The following is a 16,674-nucleotide window of genomic DNA, read 5'->3' as shown; positions in this document are numbered from 1 at the left end:
GCAAGGATAGGATTCATGATGTCGATACGCAGCCCCCTGGCGCGCCTGCTGGCGCCGCTCCCCACGCACTTGCGCGCCGATGCGGCGCGCCGCTATGCGCGCCAGGAGGCGGTTTTGCTCGACCGCCTGGGCAGCCTGTATGGCCAGCGGCCGGACTTCCTGCCCTGGCTGGGCGACCTGATGGAAAGCGTGGGCCGGCTGTACGCGGCGCGCGCGCCCGAATTGCGGCGGCAAGATGCGCAGCGCGAAGCGCAGCCGGACTGGTTTGCCAGCCAGTCCATGCTGGGCTACAGCGCGTATGTGCAGCGCTTCGGCGGCAACCTGCAAGGCGTGGCCGAACGCATTGCCCACCTGCGTGAACTGGGCGTGACGTATCTGCATTTGCTGCCCTTTTTGCGTGCGCGCGCCGGCGAAAGCGATGGCGGCTTTGCCGTCGCCAGCTTCGAGGAAGTCGACCCCGCACTGGGCAGCAATGCCGACTTGCTGGCGTTGACGGCGCAGCTGCGCGCGGCCGGCATCAGCCTGTGCTCGGACCTGATCCTCAACCACGTGGCCGACGACCATGCATGGGCAATTGGCGCCAAGGCGGGCGACCCGCTGCTGCGCGATTTTTTCCATACCTATCCCGACCGCGTGCAGCCGGACCGCTACGAGCGCACCGTGGGCCAGGTCTTCCCGCAGGCGGCGCCCGGCAATTTCACCTTCGTGCCGGAGCTCCAGCGCTGGGTCTGGACCACGTTCTATCCGTATCAATGGGATTTGAACTACGCCAATCCGGCCGTCTTCGCGGCCATGGCCGGCGCCATGCTGGGCCTGGCCAACAAGGGCATCGAGGTGTTCCGCCTCGATTCGACGGCCTTCCTGTGGAAGCGCGAAGGCAGCGATTGCATGAACCAGCCCGAAGCCCACAGCCTGCTGCAAGCCTTGCGGGCGATTGCCGCCCTCGTCGCGCCGGGTGCGCTGCTCAAGGCCGAAGCCATCGTGCCCACGCCCAAGCTGCCTGCCTACTTTGGCAGCGATGCCGCGCCCGAATGCCATATCGCTTATCACAGCAGCCTGATGGCCGCCGGCTGGGGCGCGCTGGCCGAGGAAAGCACGGACTTGCTGCAGCAGGTGATCGCCGCCACCCCGCCGTTGCCACCGGCCGCCAGCTGGCTCAGTTATGTGCGCTGCCACGACGACATCGGCTGGAACGTGCTGCTCAACGAAGCGGGTGCGAACGGGCCGGCGCGCCTGGCGCGCATCGCCCGCTTCTTTGCCGGTGCGCCCGGCAGCTATGCGCGCGGCGCCGCCTTCCAGAGCAGCAGTGCCGACAAGGCGCATGGCAGCAACGGCATGGCCGCCTCGCTGGCCGGCCTGGAAAGCGCCACCACGGTGCAGGAGCAGGAATATGCATTGCGGCGCCTGCTGCTGCTGCATGGCCTGGCCTTGAGCTTTGGCGCCTTGCCGGTGCTGTACATGGGCGATGAACTGGGCATGACCAACGATCACAGCTACACGCAGCGCGCCGACCGGGCGATGGACAGCCGCTGGCTGCAGCGTCCCGCGTTCGACGACAGCCTGCTGGCATGGCGCCACGATGGCGTGAGCGCCAGCGGCCGGCTGTATCCGGCGCTGCGCCAGCTGATCGACGTGCGCCGGCGCTTGCCTGCCCTGACCGCCGCCGCGCCGCGCAGCGTGCTGCCCGCCGACACGCCGGCCGTGCTGGCGCTGCTGCGCGGCGACGCCTTTCTCAACCTGAGCAACTTCAGCGGCGCCAGCCAGCGTTTCACTTTGCCCGCAGGCGAGTGGCGCAGCTGCCTCGATGGCAGCGTGCTGGCCGGCACGGTGGGCCTGCAACCCTGGCATATGTTGTGGCTGGAGCGGGAGCAAGATCGGGAGCAGCCATGAGCGACGCCAGCACGCACCGTCCGCATCTGTCGTTCTGGCAGATCGTCAACATGAATGTCGGTTTTTTCGGCATCCAGTTCAGCTTTGGGTTGCAGCAAAGCAGCATGAGCCCCATCTACAAATACCTGGGCGCTGATGAAGCGAGCCTGCCGTACCTGTGGCTGGCCGGTCCCATGACGGGGCTGCTCGTGCAACCGCTGATCGGCGCCATGAGCGACCGCACGGTGACGCGCTGGGGCCGCCGCACGCCGTACTTCCTGATCGGCGCCATCCTGTGCAGCCTGGGCTTGCTGGCCATGCCCTTCAGTCCCACCCTGTGGATGGCCGCCAGCCTGCTGTGGATACTCGACGCAGCGAACAACGTGACGATGGAGCCGTACCGCGCCTTCGTCAGCGACAAGCTCGACAAGAAGCAGCATTCGCTGGGCTTTCTCACGCAAAGTGCGTTTACGGGGTTGGGGCAAACGCTGGCTTACCTGACGCCATCGCTGCTGGTCATGCTGGGCATGAACAAGGATGCCGTCAATGGCAGCCATATCCCGCACATCGTCATCGCCGCCTTCCTGATCGGTGCCGTGTTCTCGCTGGCCTCGGTGCTGTGGACCCTGAAGACGACGCCGGAAAACCCGCTCACTGCCAGCGAGCTGGCGGCCATCCGCAGCCGCCCGCCGGGCTGGCGCCATACGCTGGCCGATATCGGCGCGGCCCTGCGCGAGATGCCGCCGACGATGAAGCAGCTGGCCCTCGTCAACCTGTTCCAGTGGTACGCCATGTTCTGCTATTGGCAGTACATTGCGCTGTCGCTGGCGGCGACCCTGTTCCACACGACGGACCCGGCGTCGCAAGGCTTTCGCGACGCGGGCCTGCTGAACGGGCAGGTGGGCGCCTTCTACAATTTCGTCGCCTTTATCGCCGCCTTTGCGCTGGTGCCGTTCACGCGGCGTTTCGGCCCCAAGCGCATGCACAGCCTGTGCCTGTGCGCGGCCGGTATCGGCATGCTGAGCATCCCGCTGATCCACAGCCCGGCGCTGCTGTTGCTGCCCATGCTGGGCGTGGGCCTGGCCTGGGCCAGCATCATGGGCAATCCCTACATCATGCTGGCCGGCTGCATTCCGCCCGAGCGCACGGGCGTCTACATGGGCATCTTCAACATGTTCATCGTCATCCCGATGATCATCCAGATATTTACTCTGCCCCTGTACTATCGCAGCTGGCTGGGCGGCAATCCGGAAAACGTCATCCGGCTGGCCGGCGCCCTGTTGCTGTGTGCGGCGGTGGCGGTGCTGTTCGTCAAGCTGCGCCCGCAGCAGGCCACAAAGACTTGAGGACGGACGTAAAAAAACCGGCAATTGCCGGTTTTTTTACGATGCTGCGAAACGATTACTCTTCAATCGCCATCTGGCTTTGCAGGTAGTTCTGGATGCCGACTTTGGCGATCAGGTCGATCTGCGTTTCGAGCCAGTCGATATGCTCTTCCGTGTCTTCCAGGATCATCAGGAACAGGTCGCGCGAAACGTAGTCGCCCGCTTTTTCGCTGATGGCGATGCCTTCCTTGACGGTGGCGTGCGCGGCGCGCTCCAGCTTCAAGTCGCATTCCAGCATTTCCGGCGTGTTCTCGCCGATCAGCAGCTTGTGCAGCGCTTGCAGGTTAGGCAGGCCGTCGAGCATCAGGATGCGGTCGATCAGCTTGTCGGCGTGTTTCATTTCGCCGATCGATTCTTCGTATTCCTTCTTGCCCAGCTTTTCCAGGCCCCAGTGCTTGTACATGCGCGCATGCAGGAAGTACTGGTTGATGGCCGACAGTTCGTTGGTGAGCTGTGCGTTGAGCATGCGGATGACTTCTTTATCGCCCTTCATGGGAATTCCTTTGTTCTGTGTCGCGTTCGATGATGAAACCGCAGGCTGCTGGCGTTCACTGCCGGGTGGCGCAGGGCTGCCTGGTGGCGCGCAGGTTGCCGGTTTCGCTATGCCCGCATGATAGCGCAAAATATGGGCGTTTTTTGCTGCGAAACGGTGTCTTTCCGTCTTTTTAACCTAAATATCGTGCGAATAAAACCCATTCTCAAATGGATTGCCACATTTTCCCGTTTTTTATTTGTTAAGGAAAATGCAGGCCATTCTCATTCGCGTTCATGCTGCTATTTGGCTGCGCTGAAAAGGCGGGAAATGTTGCTCCGTTCTTGCTTTTGTGTCTTCTTGGCCGCTGCCGGCGATGCGATAATCAGGCAGCGATTTTTACTGAAAAGGATAGCAAGATGATGCTGCATATACCCGGCGTGCTGACGCCGGAACAGGTGACGCAGTTTCGCCAGCGCCTGGCGCAAACGGACTGGGTCGACGGGCGTGCCAGCGTCGGGGCGCAAGGGGCGCAGGTCAAGCGCAACCGCCAGCTGGCCGAAGGTTCGCCGCTGGCACTGGAGCTGGGCGAGATCGTCAGCCGCGCGCTGATGGCCAATCCGCTGTTCTTTGCCGCCGTGCTGCCGCTGCGCATCTTGCCGCCGTTCTTCAACAGCTATGCGGGCGGCGAGCACTATGGCCTGCATATCGACGGCGCCATCCGCACGCCGAAAAACGGTCTGCAGTCGATGCGCGCCGACGTCTCCTCGACCGTGTTCCTGAGCGAGCCGGACGAGTACGAAGGCGGCGAGCTGGTGGTGGTCGATTCCTACGGCACGCATGAGGTAAAACTGCCGGCCGGCGACGTGATCGTGTATCCCTCGAGCAGCGTGCATCAGGTGCTGCCCGTCACCAGCGGCGAGCGCATCTGCTCCTTCCTGTGGACGCAAAGCATGGTGCGCGAGGACTGGAAACGCAGCATGCTGTTCGAGCTCGATCAGAACATCCAGAGCGTGCGCGCAGAACACGGCGATTCGCCCGCGACGGTGGGGCTGACGGGGCATTATCACAACCTGCTGCGGATGTGGGCGGAGATGTGATCGTGGCGGTGTCGGATTACGCGTGGCCTTTGGCTGCGCTAATCCGACCTACGATACTGCGTGAAGCACCGGCAAAAAAAAGTCTGCCTGGCCCGGGGATGTAGGCTGGCAGACTGAAACAAGCAGTTGCTTGACTGGTACAGAAAACAGGGCGCAAAAAAGCAAGCAGGGCACAGGGTGCGGTGCTTGCGGGCTGGCAGCGGCGCGAAGGCCGCCGGAAGGCTAGCTCAGCTGGAAGGTCAGCGGTACTAAAACGTAGACGGGCACGGGCTTGCCGTTTTCGATCATCGGCTTGAACAGCGCGCGCTGCGCCGCCTGGCGGCCCGCTTCATCAAGGTTGCCGTAGCCGGTCGATTTATGGACCAGGATTTGCTCCGGCAAACCCTTTTCATTGATCAGGATGCGCAATACCACGGTGCCGCTTTCGCCCAGGCGGCGTGACAAATTCGGGTAGATCAGTTGCGGTGCCTTGATGTATTCGACGCTGCTGACGGTGCGCGGCGTGGACGGCGCCGGTGGCGTCGGCGACGGTGCGGCTGGCGCAGTCGGCGCCGCAGTGGCCACGGGGGCAGCTTCGGCGCGCGTCGGCTGCGGCGGCGTGATCGTCGGTTCGCTCGGTGCCACGGCGATCAGCGGCAGCGGCGGGATGACGGCGCGCGGCACGGGAGCACTCAGTTCCACGGTTTTCGGCACCGACGGTGCCGGCGGCTTGGGTGGCGCCGGCGGGGCGATGATGCTGATGGTGGTGATGGTCGGCATGGCCGCCGTGACGACGCGGCTCAGCAAGCCGCTCTGGATGGCGTAAAAGCCGGCGAGATGCAGGACAAGGATGGCCATCAGCGGCGCGAATTTGTTGCGCTTCTTGTCGAAGTCGGCAAATTGCTGCACGGCCTGCACCGTTACGGGCGGGGGCATCATCGTCATGGCGTTCATCGCTTTCTTTAGTTTGTCAGTACAGCTCGCATCAATACGGTTTCTTGCAGCACTACGGTGGCGCTCAGGTGATCGTTCAGCACCTCCCGCGCGCAGGTATGGCATTTGCCGCAGCAGGTGGCCACGCCCAGGTCGCGGCGCAGTTCGGCCATGCTGGACAGGCCAAGATCGACGGCTTGACGGATTTCACGATCAGATATGTTGTTGCAGACACATACAATCATAGCTACACCTTCTGGCTGGAGGATGAACAGACACTAGTGCTTTGAAGCATTGTTGCTAGTGTTTTAATGAGAATCATTATCATTACGTTTCATTGTCGCGCAAAGCGAGGGACAATGCAAGCGATTTTGCTCAAGTGTGCGGCGCCTGGCGGCTGGGCGCGGCGTGTGGATATGGCCTGCGTGCGCATGGCGTAGCCCTTGACAGGGGCCACTCTCCGGGCTAAATAAAAACAATTCGCATTCATGTTTATAATGCTGGTATTGTCTCGGACGGTCGCCGTCCGGACAGTTTGAAAGGCCGCTTGTCGGTAATGCGCAACAGTTGCGTTTTACCTCACAACACCCCAGTCAAACGCGATGCGCCACGCGCAGCAGTTTGTCCCGGTGTTCTTAATTTGAACGGAATTTGCTCATGACTCTAGTTCCACCCTTGATGACGCTCGACGCGCTGGCAGTCGGCCAAAGCGGCACGGTGTTGCATATCACGCCCCACACGGCAGGACAGACGGAAGATGGCGTGGACCTCGCCCGCCGCTTGATGGAGCTGGGATTTGTTCCCGGCGAACATATCCGCATGCTCAAGCGCGGTATTCCCGGCGGCGACCCGCTGGCCATCAAGGTGGGTAATGCCACGTTCGCACTGCGCCGCTTCGAAGCGGCGCTGATCACGATTCAACCGCTGCTTCAACCGGAATAACCATGGGTGCTGTCGAAACTATCGTCGATGCGGGCGTGCACAAGCCGCCGCATCAGCCACAAATTGCCTTGCTGGGCAATCCGAACTGCGGCAAGACCGCCCTGTTCAACCGTTTGACGGGCGCGCGCCAGAAAGTGGCGAACTACGCCGGCGTGACCATCGAGCGCAAGGAAGGCCATTTCACTTCGCCCGCCGGCACGCCCGTGCGCCTGCTCGATTTGCCGGGCGCTTACAGCCTGTCGGCTACCACGCCCGACGAAGCCATCACGCGCGACGTGGTGGGGGGATTGCGCAAGGGCGATCCGCGCCCGGACGCCATCATCTGCGTGGTCGATGCCACCAATTTACGCCTGAACTTGCGCCTGGTGCTGGAAGTCAAACGCCTGGGCTTGCCCATGCTGCTGGCGCTGAACATGACGGACGTGGCGCGCAAGCGCGGCATGCTGATCGATACGGCCAGGCTGTCGCAGGAACTGGGCATGCCCGTGGTGGAAACCGTCGCGGTGCAGCACGATGGCGAAAAAGCCCTGTTGAACGCCATCGACGCCATGCTGCCCCTGCCGGCCGTGGAAGCGAAACCGCTGGCGGCCATCGATGCCGTCAGCGTCGAAGAAACCCAGCGCGAAGTGCGCCGCATCCTGGCCGCCGTCAGCAATGACAGCAGCGACACGGGCAACCTGACGGAAAAAATCGACGACGTGGTGCTGCACCCCGTGTTCGGCCCCCTCATCCTGGCCGTGCTGATGTTCCTGATCTTCCAGGCCGTGTTTGCATGGGCCGCCACGCCGATGGAAATGATTACCGATGGCGTGGGCCACCTGGGGGCCCTGCTGACGGCGAACATGCCCGATGGCCACCTGAAAAGCTTGCTGGTGGAAGGCATCATCGGCGGTGTCGGCAGCGTGCTGGTCTTCCTGCCGCAAATCCTGATCCTGTTCTTCTTTATCCTGAGCCTGGAAGACTGCGGCTACCTGCCGCGCGCGGCCTTTTTGCTGGACCGGCTGATGGGCGGCGTGGGCTTGTCGGGCCGTGCCTTCATCCCGCTGCTGTCGAGTTTTGCCTGCGCCATTCCCGGCGTGATGGCGGCGCGCACCATCCAGAACCCGCGCGACCGCCTCGTCACCATCATGATCGCGCCGCTGATGACGTGCTCGGCGCGTTTGCCCGTGTATGCGCTGATCATCGCCGCCTTCATCCCGCAGCGCGAGGTGTGGGGCTATCTGAGCCTGCAAGGCCTGGTGCTGTTCGTGCTGTACTTCGCCGGCATCATCTCGGCCATGGCCGTGGCCTGGGTCATGAAGCGCGGCATGGGCGTGCGCGGCAACCAGCCGCTGATGCTGGAACTGCCGGCCTACCACTGGCCGCACCTGCGCAACCTGGCCGTCAGCCTGTGGGAGCGCGCGAAGATTTTCCTCACGCGCGTCGGTACCATCATCCTGAGCCTGATGATCATCCTGTGGTTCCTCAGCACCTTCCCCGGCGCGCCGGACAACGCGATCCATCCGCCGATCTATTACAGCCTGGCGGGCATCCTGGGCCGCGGCCTGGAAGTGATCTTCGCGCCCATCGGTTTCAACTGGCAGATCTGCATCGCGCTGGTGCCCGGCATGGCGGCCCGTGAAGTGGCCGTCGGCGCCCTGGGCACCGTGTATGCGCTGTCGCAAACGGGCGACGCGCTGGCCACCACCCTGGAGCCGCTGATCGCCCATTCATGGTCGATGGCCACCGCGCTGTCCTTGCTGGCCTGGTATGTGTTCGCGCCGCAGTGCCTGTCGACGCTCTCCGTGGTGAAACGCGAGACGGGGGGCTGGCGCTATCCGCTGCTGATGGCCGGCTACATGTTCGCGCTGGCGTATGCCGCCTCGTTCATCACGTATCGCGTCGCCCTGATGCTGGGCGCTTAGGAGAAAAGCATGTGGCAAACCCTCATCGTCGCCCTGATCGTCGCAGCCGCGCTGTTGCATTTTTCGACCAAGTACCTGCCGGCGGGCGTGCGCCGCGCCATCGTGCGGGGCCTGGTGCGCTGCGGCCTCGATGAGGCGAAAATGTCAGCCTTCTTCAAGGTGGCGCCCGGCTGCGGCAGCGGCTGCGGTTCCTGCGGCTCCTGCGACAGTCCGCCGCCGCCATCGGCCACGCCGCCGGCCGACGGCAGCAGCAAGCGCGTGATCCTGATGCAGGTACAGCGCTAGATCTGATATACGTCTAGGCACGGGTGCGCCCGTGGGCTACACTGGGCTTTCCACATGGCAAGGAGTGGCAATGGCGATACTGTTGATCTTCATGTTTTTGTTTGCGATCGCCTCCTGGCTGCTGGCCAGCCGGCGTGGGCGCAATGGCGGCGTCTGGTTCGGTATCGGCCTGTTCCTCGGGCCGTTTGCCTTGCTGGCGGTGGCAGCTCTGCCGCCTGTGCCGACAGCCTGACCCTGTATTTTCAAAACCCGCAGATGCGGGTTTTTTTACGCCTGCCCGCCCGCATGGCGCAGCCGGTACTGGCGCGGCGAGCAGGCCATGACGCGCTTGAAAGCATGGCTGAAGGCGCTGTCGGAATCGTAGCCCAGCGCCTGCGCGATTGCGGCGATGGGTGCGCCGCTGTCCTTCAGGCGCCGCGTGGCCAGGCGCATGCGCCAGCGTAGCAGGTAGTCGAGCGGCGTCACGCCCACCCTGTTCTTGAAGTGCAGCGCAAAGGCGGAGCGCGACTGGCCCGCGACGGCGGCCAGTTGCGCCAAGGTCCAGCGCTGCGCCGGTTGCGCATGCATCGCCTCGATGGCCGCGCGCAGGCGGGGATCGGCCAGCGCGAACAGCCAGCCTGCCGGGTGCGACGCTTGCGTTGCCAGATACTGGCGCAGCATCTGCAGCAGCATCATGTGGCCCAGGTGGCGCGTCATCAGCGCCGCGCCGGGCGCCGTCGCCTGCAGTTCCTGCGCCAGACGTTGCAAGGCCCAGTGCAGCACGCTGGCCTGGTCCGTATCGCCGCGCACGTGCAGCAGCGGCGGCAGGCAGTCGAGCAGGATGGCCGCTTCGTCGCCAAAGCTGAAGCGTCCGCCGATGAGGAAAAAATCGTGCTGCGGCGTGCCGTGGTGGGCCACGCCGTGCTGCGCATGCCGGTACACGTCCAGCGCCGGCGCGGCCGGCAAGCCGGGTGTGCTGGCCAGGGTAAACGCGCGCCCCGGCGCCAGCAGGAAGCAGTCGCCCGTGCGCAGTTGCACGGGAGCGTCGATGCCCGTGACGGTCAGCCAGCAGCCGCCTTCGATGACGGCGTTGAACTTGATGCCGTCCGGCGGCGGAAAGTCGATGGCCCAGTCGCCGCCCGCCTTCAGGCCGGCAAAGTAGGAACTGCGCGTATCAAATAGCGAGAGTACGTCGGAGAGCAAATCCATGGTGGGCTTCAATTCTGGACGATGGCGATAGTATTAAAGATTTTACGCCATTCACAGTCCATGTTTCGGCGCGCACAATGGGTTTTTATCCATCACGCCCAGGCAGCCATGACCCATACCACTACCCTTCAAACTCCCTTGCATTCCGGTTTTGACGCGCGCACCACGGCCACCGAGGCGCTGGCCGGGCGCGACCTGTCCGGCATGCAGGCCATCGTCACGGGCGGTGCGTCGGGCCTGGGGCTGGAAACGGTGCGTGTGCTGGCCGGCGCTGGCGCCCGTGTACTGGTGCCGGCGCGCGATCCGCATCCGGCGCAAGTGGCCCTGGATGGCATGGCCGGCGTGGAGGTCGCCGCGCTCGACCTGCTCGATCCGCAGGCCATCGACAGTTTTGCCGCCGCCTTTCTTGCCACCGGCCGCGCCCTGCACGTGCTGGTCAACGGCGCCGGCATCATGGCCACGCCCCTGCTGCGCGATGCGCGCGGCTACGAGGCGCAGTTCGCGACGAATCACCTGGGGCATTTCCAGCTGACGGCGGGTTTGTGGCCGGCCTTGCGGCGGGCGCAGGGCGCGCGCGTGGTGTGCGTGTCGTCGCTGGGACACCGGCAGGCAGGCGTTGACCTGGACGACCCGCATTTCCTGCATCAGCCGTACGACAAGTGGCGCGCATATGCGCAGTCGAAAAGCGCCAATGCCTTGTTTGCCGTGGCGCTGGACCGGCGCGCTGCAGCGCACGGCGTGCGCGCCTACTCGCTGCATCCGGGCGCCATCCTGACGCCGCTGCTGCGCCACCTCGACCTCGATGACCTGCGCCGCGTGGGCGCGCTGGACGACGCAGGCCAGGTGAATCCGCCGCCGCACTCGGGCTTCAAGAATGTCGCGCAGGGCGCCGCCACCGCCGTCTGGTGCGCCACCAGCGCGCAGCTCGATGGTATCGGTGGCGTGTATTGCGAGGATTGCGACATCGCCACCCTGGTGGCGGACGACAGCACGGGGCCGGGCGTGCGGCGCTGGGCCGCCGATCCCGCGCAGGCACGCCGGCTATGGACGCTCAGCGAGCAGATGACGGGCGTGCGCTTCGATTGCGGCGCGGCATAAAAAATGCCGGGCGGTGCCCGGCATGTGCATGACGGCGGCGTGGCTTTACGCCTGGCCTGCCAGTTTTTCCACGACCGGCACCAGCGCGGCCGGGCGGCAGCCGAAGGCGGCCAGGCGGCCTTGTGCGTGGGGCGCCAGGTCCAGGTCATACGGCAAGCGGCCCGCCACCAGCCACAGTTTATCCTGCGGCAGGGCCTCGACCAGGCGGCGCTGGCCCTCGACGAACATGGCGTTATACGTTTGCAGCACGATCTGCTGCGCGCCTTGCGCAAAGGCGATGGCCTGGTTGACCTCTTCGTCCAGCGCTTCGGCCGACAAGGCGTATTCGCGCACGTCCAGGCCCGCCGCCAGGAGCGCCGGCAGCATCGAGCTGCGCGCTTCCTTGTTGCGGCCCAGTGCCACTTCGTCGATTTCGCTGCGCGAACGCACTTCCACCGTCAGCAGGGTCACGGGCAGGCTGGCGTCGAGCGCGCGGTACGCACCTTGCACGCGCAGTGCCGCTTTTTGCAGCAGCTGCGACAGGGCCATGGCGGCCGGCTGCATCAGCGCCGGCGGGGCGACGGGGCGCTCGCGCCAGTCGCGCACGGCACGGTTGCGTTTGAGTTCAGCTACGCGCGCGCAAGCCGCGTCGATGCGCGAGATCGCAATGTCGCCGCGCTCCACGGCGGCGATGACGGCGTCGATGGCCTCCGTCTGCTGCGCTTCGCGGTGCGAGATGAGGACGATGTCGGCGCCTGCCTGCAAGGTGGCGATGGCGCCCTGGGCGATGCCGATGCCGTCGGCAATCGCCGCCATTTCCAGGCAGTCGGTAATGACGACGCCCTGGTATTGCATTTCACCTCGCAGCAGGTCCGTCAGCACGCCTTTGGAGAGGGTGGCCGGCACGCTGGTGTCGGCTTCGAAGGCGGGGAAGACCACGTGCGCCGTCATGATGGCGTCGACGCCGCCGGCAATGGCCGCGCGGAAGGGCGCCAGTTCCACGGCGCGCAGGCGTTCCTTGTCGTGTGGCACCAGGGCCATGGCGTAATGCGTGTCGATGGCCGTGTCGCCGTGGCCGGGGAAGTGCTTGGCAGTGACGGCCATGCCGCTGGCGCGCTGGCCGCGCATGGCGGCCATGCCGTAGGCTATGACGGTGGCGGCATCCTCGCCATACGCGCGCACGCCGATGACGGGGTTGCTGCGGTTGTTGTTCACGTCCAGCACGGGCGCGAGCAGCAGGTTGATGCCCACCTGGCGCATTTCATCGCCGCTGATCTGGTTCATGCGCTCGCAATCTTCCACCGAGCCGGCCGCCTGGAAAGCCATCGCCGCGGGGATCGGCGTGACGCCCTGCTCGATGCGCATGACCATGCCGCCTTCCTGGTCGATGGAGATCAGCAGTGGAATGTCGGATACTTCCGCATTGATTTCCTGCAGTTCGCGGCACAGCGCGGACACTTGCGCAGGCGTGTGCACGTTGCGGCGGAACAGGATCACGCCGCCCACCTTCTTTTCGCGTATCAAGGTCTTGATATGCTCGTCCGCCTGCAGGGCGTCGAAGCCCACCATGAACAACTGTCCTACTTTCTCGCGCAAACCCTGCTCCATGCTGCAACTCCTCCGGTATTGATTGTGACGACGACATACGTATTCTGGCACCGTGGTGGCGCGTCGTGGCGTTCACCGGAAAAGCTGCCTTGGTTTTGTACTTGTTTTGGTATTGTATTGGATTTGGATATTTGCGCAAGTGGTTATTAAGTGGTATTGCTCCACTTGCGCAAACGCCGTATCAATCGAGGCGCTGGAACGATACCGCCTGAGCCTTGGGCCAGTACAGGCCGAACACGGGCGGCAGCTGCGGCAGCTGGCTCGGGTCGAGCAGCTGGCCCGCTTCCAGGAAGGGCAGCAGGGCCGAGGCCAGTTTCACCTGGTTCGGCGAGATGCGCCGCACCAGGTGATGCGGGCGCAGCTCCTGCGGGTGCGCCAGGCCGGCGGCGGCGATCAGTTCGGCCAGCGCCTTCATGGTGTTCTGGTGGAAGTGCGCCACGCGGGCGATCTTGTCGGACACCACCAGCGCGCGCTGGCGCTGCGGGTCTTGTGTGGCCACGCCCGTGGGGCAGCGGTCCGTGTGGCAGCTTTGCGACTGGATGCAGCCCAGCGCGAACATGAAGCCGCGCGCCGAATTGCACCAGTCGGCGCCCAGCGCCAGCAGGCGGGCGATGTCGAAGGCCGTGATGATTTTGCCCGAGCAGCCGATCTTGATCTTCGCGCGCAGGTTGGCGCCCACCAGGGTGTTATGCACCAGCACCAGCGCTTCCTGCAGCGGCGTGCCCACATGGTCCGTGAATTCCAGCGGCGCCGCGCCCGTGCCCCCTTCGCTGCCGTCGACGACGATGAAGTCGGGCGTGATGCCCGTTTCCAGCATGGCTTTGACGATGGCGAAAAACTCCCACGGATGGCCGATGGCCAGCTTGAAGCCCGTCGGCTTGCCGCCGGAGAGCGTGCGCAGACGGTCGATAAAATGCAGCATTTCCAGCGGCGTGGAAAAGGCGCTGTGCGCCGCCGGCGAGACGCAATCCTCGCCCACCATCACGCCGCGCGTGGTGGCGATTTCGATGGTGACTTTCGGGCCGGGCAGCACGCCGCCGTGACCCGGTTTGGCGCCTTGCGACATTTTCAGCTCGATCATTTTCACCTGCTCGGAGCTGGCGTTGGCGATGAAGCGTTCTTCCGAAAACGTGCCGTCCTGGTTGCGGCAGCCGAAGTAACCGGAGCCGATTTCCCATACCAGGTCGCCGCCGTTTTCGCGGTGGTAGGGGCTGATGCTGCCTTCGCCCGTGTCGTGCATGAAGCCGCCGCTGCGCGCGCCGCCATTCAGGGCTAGGATGGCGTTGGCCGACAGGGCGCCAAAGCTCATCGCCGAGATATTGAAGACGCTGGCCGAATACGGCTTGGTGCGCGGGCAGTCCGGGTGGTTGCCGATCTCGATGCGGAAATCGTGGCCCGTGACCTTGGCGGGGGCGATGGAATGGTTGATCCATTCATAGCCCGCTGCATACACGTCGAGCTGGGTGCCGAACGGGCGCTTGTCCGTCTGCTCCTTGGCGCGCTGGTAGACGATGCTGCGCTGGCTGCGCGAAAACGGTGTCGTCTCGCTGTCGCTTTCCAGGAAATACTGGCGGATTTCGGGGCGGATGCTCTCGAAGAAAAAGCGGAAATGCGCGAGGATGGGGTAGTTGCGGCGCAGGGCGCGCTTGGTCTGCAGCAGGTCGCTGATGCCGACCAGGGTCAGTGCACCGGCCAGCACGGGCAGCCAGTAATGATCGTAGTAAAACAGGGACAGGACAAAGATGGCGGCCGTCGCAATGAAGGTCAGGTAGCGAAATGGTACAAGGTGCATGGGCACTCCGGTGAAGTCAGACTGATACTGTCGAGTCTACCTTCGATTTGCGGAACGTGCTGGAGGGAAAGAGCGCGGCGCCCAGCGGACGCCGCGTGAGGCTTACCGTTGTGCCGCGCGGATGCGGGCCACCCGTTCGGTGCTGGCCGGATGGCTCGACAGATACGGCGTACCCTCGTCCAGCTTGCCCAGGGCGACAAACACTTGCGCCAGGTGTTCCAGCGCAATGCCGTTCTGGCGCAGCATGGCGATCGCATAGTCGTCTGCCTCGCGCTCGACATCGCGCGAATACTTCAAGTCCAGCAACAGCGGCGGCAAGGTCGCCACCACGGTCGACACGTCGCCGAACAGCAGCGCCGCGCCGGCGCCCACGGCCGACGTCTGGATCAGGCGCCGCGTCAGGTGGCGCTGCTGCAGGTGGCCCAGTTCATGCGCCAGCACGCCCATGATGGCGTCGTCGTCCGGCATCAGTGCCACCATTTCATCGGTCAGCACGATGTCGCCGGAAGGCAGGGCAAACGCGTTCGGACCGATCTTGCTCTTGCGGAACACGATGCGGTGCGCGGGCGTGCTGTCGCCAGGCGTGGCCAGGCGGGCGAACTGGCTGCGCAAGGCTTGCTGGCGCGCACCGTCGAGTTTGCTCGCTTCAAACACGTGGCTGTCGAGGAAATCGAGCACGCCCTGGCCCAGTTGCCGCTCCACGGACTGGGGAATCGCATAGGCAATGCCTTTCGCCACCACGGGCAGCAGGTATTGATAGCTGAGCCATAGGGCCAGCACGGTGGCGACCGTGGCCAGCAGGGCGCCGCGCCAGCTTTGCTGCAGCCGCACTACCCAGCCGTCGCGGTGGCCCGTGTCATGCAGCATGGCGTTGAAGGCCGCCTGGTCGGCGATCTCCAGGTAGGCGCCGTCGGGAAAGCTGACCTTGCGCACGGCGTGGCTGCTGCGTTCGGATACGTGCAGTTCGCCCAGCGGGCAGCTGCGCTCGATGTCGCCCGCCAGCATGGCCACGCCATCGCGCACGGACAGTGTCACGTGGTACAGGTGCGAACTCTGGCCGTCGAAATAGCGGGCGGCCAGAGCGGCGTGCTCTTCTTGCGTGTTGGCGTTCATTGCTTACATCGACAGGTCGAAGTCCAGCAGGTCGGCCATGCCTTCGCCCGTGGCCGACACTTGCTGGCCCGTGGCGGCGACAAACTCGTCCAGGCTGCCGTGCACCAGCATCGACGTTGCCTCCAGGCGGTACTTCAGCCAGCGCACGTGGGCGAATGGTGCGAACAGGCCCAGCGTGACGACGACGCCCAGCAGGTTGGTCAGCATGATGAAGGTGGTGCGGCCCCAAGTCAGCTGCGACTGGAACTGGTGCTGCTGCAGGCGTGTGTGGTTCCAGATCAGGTTCTGGATCATGGTCAGGAACAGGGGCAGCACGGTAAACATCCACAGGTACAAGGCACCGATGGCAAACAGCAGGCTGCCGACCTTGGTGGCATCGTTGGCGTGGGCTGCAAACGAGGCAAACACGCTGCCGAAGACGACGAAAATGAGCACCAGCAGGCCGCCCAGCAGCAGCGCGAAGAACAGCAGGTACGTCTTGTAAAAGCTGCCGACCGTGGCGTCAAAGCTGAACTGGCTGGTGCCGAAGCGGCTTTGCGTGTGCTGGAAGCGCTTCAGGCGCTGGTGCAGAAACGGCGTCATCAAGCCTGCCGTGAAGGTATTCAGGATGGGCAGCCACAGGAAATACTTGTAGGCTTCCTTGGCGCTGCCGCCGAAACCGAAGCGGATACCACGGTAACTGGTGTTGTACAGCTTGAACTGCAGGCTTTTCCATACCAGCCAGGGCAGGATGGCGGCCAGCAGCACGAACATCAGCAGGCCCACGATGGGCGAGACACGCAGGGCGATGTTGTAGCCGCCGATCAGCACCACGGCCGCGATGCGGCCTTTCAGGATGGCCACGGCATTGCCATGGTATTCGAAGCTGCTGCCAGCCAGATGGGTGCTGGAATAGAAATAGCGGTTGCGGCGCACCTTGGCCCAGGCGGAATAAATACCCAGGGTGACGATGCTCAGCAGCAGGTTGACGATCCAGATACGGAAGTATTCGCTGCCGGTGGCGCTGAAGGTCATATCGTTATACATA

Annotated in this window: 16 protein-coding genes; 8 read left to right on the top strand and 8 right to left on the bottom strand. The window is 64.3% G+C overall.

Going from position 1 to position 16,674, the window contains the following annotated elements; all coding sequences use genetic code 11:
* Positions 1-15: 15 nt before the first annotated feature.
* The gene (locus tag CNX70_RS27355) at positions 16-1,890 is read left to right on the top strand and encodes an alpha-amylase family glycosyl hydrolase (protein ID WP_244198974.1); all 1,875 of its coding nucleotides are present in this window, start codon (positions 16-18) and stop codon (positions 1,888-1,890) included.
* Positions 1,887-3,215 carry an MFS transporter gene (locus tag CNX70_RS27350; RefSeq protein ID WP_096238124.1) on the top strand — a complete coding sequence of 443 codons (1,329 nt, stop codon included), beginning with the start codon at positions 1,887-1,889 and terminating at the stop codon, positions 3,213-3,215. The genes CNX70_RS27355 and CNX70_RS27350 overlap by 4 nt, the downstream gene beginning before the upstream one ends.
* 55 nt (positions 3,216-3,270) lie before the next feature.
* Here the strand turns inward: CNX70_RS27350 and bfr are convergent, their stop codons facing one another.
* On the bottom strand, positions 3,271-3,747 hold the full coding sequence (gene bfr / locus CNX70_RS27345) for a bacterioferritin (protein WP_034745609.1): 477 nt from the start codon (positions 3,745-3,747) through the stop codon (positions 3,271-3,273).
* A 398-nt stretch (positions 3,748-4,145) separates the two neighbouring features.
* Between bfr and CNX70_RS27340 the strand changes: the two genes are divergently transcribed.
* Positions 4,146-4,826: a Fe2+-dependent dioxygenase gene (locus tag CNX70_RS27340; protein WP_096238123.1), complete on the top strand. Its 681-nt coding sequence runs from the start codon at positions 4,146-4,148 to the stop codon at positions 4,824-4,826.
* A gap of 222 nt (positions 4,827-5,048) precedes the next feature.
* Here CNX70_RS27340 and CNX70_RS27335 read toward each other — a convergent pair whose 3' ends face one another.
* A complete protein-coding gene (locus CNX70_RS27335) occupies positions 5,049-5,750 on the bottom strand; it encodes an energy transducer TonB (protein ID WP_096238707.1) in 702 nt (233 codons plus the stop codon).
* A 17-nt stretch (positions 5,751-5,767) separates the two neighbouring features.
* Positions 5,768-5,983 carry a (2Fe-2S)-binding protein gene (locus tag CNX70_RS27330; RefSeq protein ID WP_071075208.1) on the bottom strand — a complete coding sequence of 72 codons (216 nt, stop codon included), beginning with the start codon at positions 5,981-5,983 and terminating at the stop codon, positions 5,768-5,770.
* 412 nt (positions 5,984-6,395) lie between these two features.
* Here CNX70_RS27330 and CNX70_RS27325 point away from each other — a divergent pair, with 412 nt between their 5' ends.
* The 4 genes from CNX70_RS27325 (at position 6,396) to CNX70_RS28650 (ending at position 9,101) form a co-directional block, all read left to right on the top strand.
* Positions 6,396-6,680 (top strand): FeoA family protein, encoded by a 285-nt coding sequence (locus CNX70_RS27325; RefSeq protein ID WP_071075209.1) that lies wholly within the window; start codon positions 6,396-6,398, stop codon positions 6,678-6,680.
* A gap of 2 nt (positions 6,681-6,682) precedes the next feature.
* Complete coding sequence (feoB, locus tag CNX70_RS27320) at positions 6,683-8,584, top strand: ferrous iron transporter B (RefSeq protein WP_096238122.1); 1,902 nt, start codon at positions 6,683-6,685, stop codon at positions 8,582-8,584.
* A gap of 9 nt (positions 8,585-8,593) precedes the next feature.
* Positions 8,594-8,869 (top strand): hypothetical protein, encoded by a 276-nt coding sequence (locus CNX70_RS27315; RefSeq protein ID WP_096238121.1) that lies wholly within the window; start codon positions 8,594-8,596, stop codon positions 8,867-8,869.
* Between the two features lie 70 nt (positions 8,870-8,939).
* Entirely contained in the window at positions 8,940-9,101 is a 162-nt protein-coding gene (locus CNX70_RS28650; RefSeq protein ID WP_167389727.1) for a hypothetical protein, read from the top strand.
* Positions 9,102-9,136: 35 nt separating this feature from the next.
* On the opposite strand, the gene CNX70_RS27310 is transcribed toward CNX70_RS28650, so the two are convergent.
* Positions 9,137-10,057 carry an AraC family transcriptional regulator gene (locus tag CNX70_RS27310; protein ID WP_096238120.1) on the bottom strand — a complete coding sequence of 307 codons (921 nt, stop codon included), beginning with the start codon at positions 10,055-10,057 and terminating at the stop codon, positions 9,137-9,139.
* Between the two features lie 108 nt (positions 10,058-10,165).
* Between CNX70_RS27310 and CNX70_RS27305 the strand changes: the two genes are divergently transcribed.
* Positions 10,166-11,155, top strand: a complete 990-nt coding sequence (locus CNX70_RS27305) for an oxidoreductase (RefSeq protein WP_096238119.1) — start codon at positions 10,166-10,168, stop codon at positions 11,153-11,155.
* A gap of 45 nt (positions 11,156-11,200) precedes the next feature.
* On the opposite strand, the gene nagZ is transcribed toward CNX70_RS27305, so the two are convergent.
* From nagZ to CNX70_RS27285, 4 genes are all read right to left on the bottom strand, one after another.
* On the bottom strand, positions 11,201-12,742 hold the full coding sequence (gene nagZ / locus CNX70_RS27300; RefSeq protein WP_096238118.1) for a beta-N-acetylhexosaminidase: 1,542 nt from the start codon (positions 12,740-12,742) through the stop codon (positions 11,201-11,203).
* A gap of 181 nt (positions 12,743-12,923) precedes the next feature.
* Positions 12,924-14,534, bottom strand: coding sequence for an FMN-binding glutamate synthase family protein (locus CNX70_RS27295; protein WP_096238117.1), 1,611 nt, complete (start codon positions 14,532-14,534; stop codon positions 12,924-12,926).
* 102 nt (positions 14,535-14,636) lie between these two features.
* Positions 14,637-15,647 (bottom strand): M48 family metallopeptidase, encoded by a 1,011-nt coding sequence (locus CNX70_RS27290; protein WP_096238116.1) that lies wholly within the window; start codon positions 15,645-15,647, stop codon positions 14,637-14,639.
* Between the two features lie 3 nt (positions 15,648-15,650).
* The gene (locus CNX70_RS27285) at positions 15,651-16,673 is read right to left on the bottom strand and encodes a YjgN family protein (protein WP_096238115.1); all 1,023 of its coding nucleotides are present in this window, start codon (positions 16,671-16,673) and stop codon (positions 15,651-15,653) included.
* Position 16,674: the final 1 nt, after the last annotated feature.

It is taken from the genome of Janthinobacterium svalbardense (assembly GCF_002327145.1).
Taxonomy (GTDB): Bacteria; Pseudomonadota; Gammaproteobacteria; order Burkholderiales; family Burkholderiaceae_D; genus Janthinobacterium; species Janthinobacterium tructae.
This window is presented reverse-complemented; position numbering and strand designations above follow the sequence as displayed.

Bases quoted from the DNA above. Each gene is read 5' to 3' on its own strand.
- CNX70_RS27355 (WP_244198974.1), top strand. From the start codon at position 16: ATGATGTCGATACGCAGCCCCCTGGCGCGCCTGCTGGCGCCGCTCCCC.
- CNX70_RS27350 (WP_096238124.1), top strand. From the start codon at position 1,887: ATGAGCGACGCCAGCACGCACCGTCCGCATCTGTCGTTCTGGCAGATC.
- bfr (WP_034745609.1), bottom strand. From the start codon at position 3,747: ATGAAGGGCGATAAAGAAGTCATCCGCATGCTCAACGCACAGCTCACC.
- CNX70_RS27340 (WP_096238123.1), top strand. From the start codon at position 4,146: ATGATGCTGCATATACCCGGCGTGCTGACGCCGGAACAGGTGACGCAG.
- CNX70_RS27335 (WP_096238707.1), bottom strand. From the start codon at position 5,750: ATGACGATGATGCCCCCGCCCGTAACGGTGCAGGCCGTGCAGCAATTT.
- CNX70_RS27330 (WP_071075208.1), bottom strand. From the start codon at position 5,983: ATGATTGTATGTGTCTGCAACAACATATCTGATCGTGAAATCCGTCAA.
- CNX70_RS27325 (WP_071075209.1), top strand. From the start codon at position 6,396: ATGACTCTAGTTCCACCCTTGATGACGCTCGACGCGCTGGCAGTCGGC.
- feoB (WP_096238122.1), top strand. From the start codon at position 6,683: ATGGGTGCTGTCGAAACTATCGTCGATGCGGGCGTGCACAAGCCGCCG.
- CNX70_RS27315 (WP_096238121.1), top strand. From the start codon at position 8,594: ATGTGGCAAACCCTCATCGTCGCCCTGATCGTCGCAGCCGCGCTGTTG.
- CNX70_RS28650 (WP_167389727.1), top strand. From the start codon at position 8,940: ATGGCGATACTGTTGATCTTCATGTTTTTGTTTGCGATCGCCTCCTGG.
- CNX70_RS27310 (WP_096238120.1), bottom strand. From the start codon at position 10,057: ATGGATTTGCTCTCCGACGTACTCTCGCTATTTGATACGCGCAGTTCC.
- CNX70_RS27305 (WP_096238119.1), top strand. From the start codon at position 10,166: ATGACCCATACCACTACCCTTCAAACTCCCTTGCATTCCGGTTTTGAC.
- nagZ (WP_096238118.1), bottom strand. From the start codon at position 12,742: ATGGAGCAGGGTTTGCGCGAGAAAGTAGGACAGTTGTTCATGGTGGGC.
- CNX70_RS27295 (WP_096238117.1), bottom strand. From the start codon at position 14,534: ATGCACCTTGTACCATTTCGCTACCTGACCTTCATTGCGACGGCCGCC.
- CNX70_RS27290 (WP_096238116.1), bottom strand. From the start codon at position 15,647: ATGAACGCCAACACGCAAGAAGAGCACGCCGCTCTGGCCGCCCGCTAT.
- CNX70_RS27285 (WP_096238115.1), bottom strand. From the start codon at position 16,673: ATGTATAACGATATGACCTTCAGCGCCACCGGCAGCGAATACTTCCGT.